The 4,590-nt window shown below is 60.3% G+C and carries 4 protein-coding genes; 2 read left to right on the plus strand and 2 right to left on the minus strand.

What is annotated here, in order from left to right; translation table 11 throughout:
* A partial coding sequence (locus A2J01_RS36840; RefSeq protein WP_231915789.1) for a hypothetical protein occupies positions 1-250 on the plus strand: 250 nt, incomplete at its 5' end.
* A gap of 224 nt (positions 251-474) precedes the next feature.
* A complete protein-coding gene (locus tag A2J01_RS14610) occupies positions 475-1,743 on the plus strand; it encodes a plasmid pRiA4b ORF-3 family protein (RefSeq protein WP_231915790.1) in 1,269 nt (422 codons plus the stop codon).
* Between the two features lie 81 nt (positions 1,744-1,824).
* Here the strand turns inward: A2J01_RS14610 and A2J01_RS14615 are convergent, their stop codons facing one another.
* A complete protein-coding gene (locus A2J01_RS14615) occupies positions 1,825-2,400 on the minus strand; it encodes a TerD family protein (protein WP_003940660.1) in 576 nt (191 codons plus the stop codon).
* Between the two features lie 113 nt (positions 2,401-2,513).
* The coding region (locus tag A2J01_RS14620) for a DEAD/DEAH box helicase (RefSeq protein WP_064112967.1) at positions 2,514-4,590 on the minus strand (2,077 nt) is incomplete at its 5' end.

The following is a 4,590-nucleotide window of genomic DNA, read 5'->3' on the forward strand; positions in this document are numbered from 1 at the left end:
GAAAGCACCGCCGCCGGCACCCCCGACTTCGAGCGAACGGCACTTTCGTCGCCTCAGATCGACCCAACGTACCGTTCACACCATCAAAGGCGCGAGCACGCCGCCGACTCACCACCCCGTCCGGGATCGAGTGAACGACACGCTCACCCTCTTCAACGAGATGAACGGTACGTTCACACCATCAGGGCAGGGATTGGGCGAGGAAGATGCCGTCGCCGATGCACGTAGCGACTTGTTAGCCAAGGTATAGATTGTGAACCGTCTCATAAGTCCGAAGTACTCTCCGATTTTGTGCCTTCGTCCCTAGCACTTTGGCCTAGGCTGAGTCTCATGGTGGGGTTGAGCAGCTCGAGGGTGTCGCATTTGCGACTCGTTCCGACGGAGCCTGAAGAACTGCAAAGGCTTGTACTAGAAGCTGGCGGAGGGCGTGGGGGCATTCAGATTGCGCGATCGTTGCGTTCGAAGAGACGCGCGGTGCCGGCGCAATACGCGATACGTATCAGTGTCGACAATGTTTCCACTCAGATCTGGCGACGAATCCTCGTCGCGTCGGATCTAAATCTGGATGACCTGCATTCGGTCGTTCAACGGGCAATGGGGTGGAGTGACCGTCAATCGCACGCGTGGTCCAAGTCCGGCAGCCGATTTCCCGGCGAGGTCGAAGAGTACGTAGCTTCCGGAAGCAACGCCGAGCAGCGTCGGGCCGGCCGAGCGGCGATCGTAGAGTCCGCGGTACGCCTGGACGAGGTCATGGTCTCGCCTGGCGATGAAATCAGTTATCGCTACGGACGCTTCGGGAACTGGCGCCACACGCTGACACTTGAATCTTCCGAAGTACTGCCCGACGGGTTCCAAGTTGTGTGTGCCGCGGGTCGCGGTGCTTGTCCGCCGGAGGAATGTGTCGGACCTGACGAGTACGAGCAACTCCTCGGTGTTCTCGCTTCGGAGAAGCTGCGCTCCCATGAATGGACCCTCGAATGGCCACAAACTGAATTCGAGCCGACACGATTCGAGATCGCTGACGTCAATAATCGACTGCATAGTCCTAGACCGGACGAGATCGCTGCGTCGTACGACATTGCGAAGCTCGTCGAATGCCTGGGACCCTCGCGAGTCCCGGAACTGCACGCGGTCCTCGCCCGAGCAGGCATTGACGATCAGTCGGCAATCGGGGAGTTGGTCCACGTCGAGGCGGGCCAACGCATTCAAGCGGTTCTGGCTCTGATCGGTGTCGAAGGGATCGGTGCCGATGATTTCTTCACGACGGTCGACGCGATGCTCGACGAACCTGAACTGGGACCTGTAAACCTTCCACAAGGGCGATCACTCTTCGCAGTGCTCAAGAAGTTCGGCCTGGTGCGAAAGCACAAAGGGCAGATTGTTCTGACGAAGCGGGGACAGTCGGCAGAGCGGGACGCGTCAATGACGTGGTCGGTGATCGTCGAGGGAGTTCCGGTTGCGCCCGGCGGCTCGCAGAGAGCGGTGGAACTCCTCGTCCTCCTTGCCGTAGCCGCCGGCATGTCGCCGGCGGATCGTCATCGTTTCGTCGCGGGAGCGCTGGAGTCGATTCGGTCGTCGAGCATCCTGATGGCTGGAGCTCAGACTTCCAGACGTGACACGTCCGGGAGCACCGTAGAGGTGCTCGGATTGATCGGCGCTACGGGGTACGAGCTGGGGAAGTTCGGCAGCAAAGCGGACTCGCCCTGGGCTGTTCACCTCGCGAGGGCGATCCTGCGGCGTTAACTCGCGCGTCGACGCAGACAACCGAAACGGGGTTCGATCCGGCAATGCCGAATCGAACCCCGTTTCGTGTACCGATAGAGATCAGATGTTCACGCCGTAGTCGCGGGCGATTCCGGCGAGTCCGGATGCGTATCCCTGTCCGACTGCACGGAACTTCCATTCGCCATTGTGGCGGTAGAGCTCACCGAAAAGCATGGCTGTCTCGGTGGATGCATCTTCGGAGAGGTCGTAGCGTGCCAGTTCGGAGCCGTTCGACAGATCTACGACGCGGATGTAGGCGTTGGTGACCTGTCCGAAGGACTGGAGTCGCGCATCGGCGTCGTGAATCGAGACGGGGAAGAAGATGTTGGTGACGTTGGGCGGTACAGCCGGGAGGTCGACGTTGATGACCTCGTCGTCGCCGTCACCTTCACCGGTGAGGTTGTCGCCGGTGTGCTCGATGGATCCGTCGGGCGAGCGAAGGTTGTTGTAGAAGACGAAGTGAAGGTCGGAAAGGACCTTGCGTTCCGGGCCGGTGACCAACGCGCTGGCGTCGAGGTCGAAGTCGGCACCACTGGTGCTGCGTGCATCCCAGCCGAGACCGACTGCGACCTTGGTCAGATTGGGTGCGGCCTTCGACAGAGATACGTTGCCGCCCTTGGCAAGTGTGACGCCCATTCAGGTTCCTCTCGTTCGAACGAAGTGGATTTCTTCGTTCGGGAGTTCTGTGTTGTCCGTTCGCGACTCACATTACCGTGAGCGGGTAGGTGCGGTTCGACCGAATAGGCACCTCACTCGAACAGCGCGCGAAGATCCTCGGCGTCGAGTCCGGTGCCCAGTGTGCCTTCGGCGTCCATGACATTCGAGAACAATGCCGACTTCTTGGCTTTGAGCGCCATGACCTTCTCTTCGATGGTGTCTTTGGCAATGAGGCGGTAGACCATGACGTTTCGCGTCTGCCCGATGCGGTGAGTACGGTCGACCGCTTGTGCCTCGGCGGCCGGGTTCCACCAGGGGTCGAGAATGAAGCAGTAGTCGGCCTCGGTGAGATTGAGGCCAAAACCACCAGCCTTGAGGCTGATCAGGAAGACGGGGACTGCACCAGACTTGAACTCCTCCAACACTTCACCGCGATTGCGCGTCGAACCGTCGAGATAGCTGTACGCAATTTTTTCCGCGTCGAGTCGGTTGCGGACAGAACCAAGGAACCCGGTGAATTGGCTGAAGATCAACGCGCGGTGTCCGCCGGCAATGACGTCGTCCAATTGCTCGACGAGAGCGTCGACCTTGGCCGATGGGACGGGTCCGCTCTCCTCGTCGACCAGCGAGACGTCGAGACTGAGTTGGCGTAGCAGCGTCAGCGATTGCAGGATCGTGAACCGATTCTTGTCGACGTCGTCGAGTAGTCCGAGAATCTTCTGCCGTTCGCGTTGCAGGTGGGTGTCGTAGATCGCGCGATGGCTCGGATGCAACTCGATCTCGAGTATCTGTTCCTGCTTCGGCGGCAAGTCTGCAGCCACCTGTTCCTTGGTGCGCCGCACCATCAGCGGTTTGACGCGTCGTCGCAGTTGCGCCAATCGTTCTGTATCACCGTCTTTTTCGATGGGAGTGCGGTAGACGTCGGTGAAGGTGGTGGGGCTGGGAAACAGTCCTGGTGCAGTGATTGCGAGGAGCGACCACAACTCCAGAAGATTGTTTTCCATGGGTGTACCGGTGATCGCGAGTTTGAACGGTGCGTTCACCGCCCTCGCGCACTGGTGGACCTTGGACTTGTGGTTCTTGGCGAATTGGGCTTCGTCGAGTACCAGTCCGGACCAGCGGCCGGCGGAATACGCATCGGTGTCGAGGCGAAAGAGAGCGTACGACGTCACGACGATGTCCGCCCCGCCGACGAGTGCGGCCAGATCGGTTTTTCTGCGGCGCAGCGTGTCCGTGATGACAGCGGTGTGGAGGGTCGGTGCGAACTTCGCCACTTCGGACTTCCAGTTGGATACGACGCTGGTGGGTGCGACGATCAGAAAGGGAGGCGCGGCTGGATTCGATTGCCTTGCAGCGCAGATCATTGCGAGGGTCTGCAGTGTCTTGCCCAGGCCCATGTCGTCGGCGAGTATGCCGCCCAGGCTGTGCTGGCGCAGGAAATTGAGCCAACGGAATCCGTCGACCTGATAGGGACGTAGCGTTGCCGTCAACGTGTCCGGGACTTCGACGGGATCGATGCCCGAACTGCCGAGCAATCCTGCGATCTGCTTCTTCCAAGCTGCTTCTTGATGTTTGACCCTTCCGAGCGCCGTCAATTCTTCCCACAGTCCGGCCTGAAATTTGCTGATCCCGAGTTTGCCGGTGGGCCGATCGAGTAGCGACCGCGCTTCGGTGATGAGACGGTGCAGGCCGAGTAGTTCAGGTGCGTCGAGCCGAAAGAAGGCGCCGTCCGGTAGCAGTATGTGAGTCTCGCCCTTGCTCAGAGCAGAGAACAGTGTTGTGAACGGAACGCTTTGTCCCGCAACATCGACGGTGACATCGAGGTCGAACCAGTCGGATCCGCTGTCCCCGTCGGGGGCTGATGTGCTGAGGCCGATCACGACAGCGTCGTCTGCAGGCCGGTAGTCGGCGGGGGTTCCTGCAACCGTGAGGTCGATGGCGTCGTGCGCTTCGAGTTGGGGCAGGAGGTCGAGTGTGAACTGCATGGAATCGAGGCCGGTCAAAGTTCCCGCGAGAGTGGCCTTCGCCGCGGCCGCGCCGAGGCTGTTGGTGATGGCATCTTCGGCAGCGTGATTGCGGACCTCGGACTCGTCGGTGGTTGCATCGGCGGTAGAAATGATCAGTTCGTCGGCATCGACGGTGTACTTCCATGCCGACTCGATGTCGATG

The organism is Rhodococcus sp. EPR-134 (genome assembly GCF_001647205.1).
GTDB classification, from domain to species: Bacteria; Actinomycetota; Actinomycetes; order Mycobacteriales; family Mycobacteriaceae; genus Rhodococcus_F; species Rhodococcus_F qingshengii.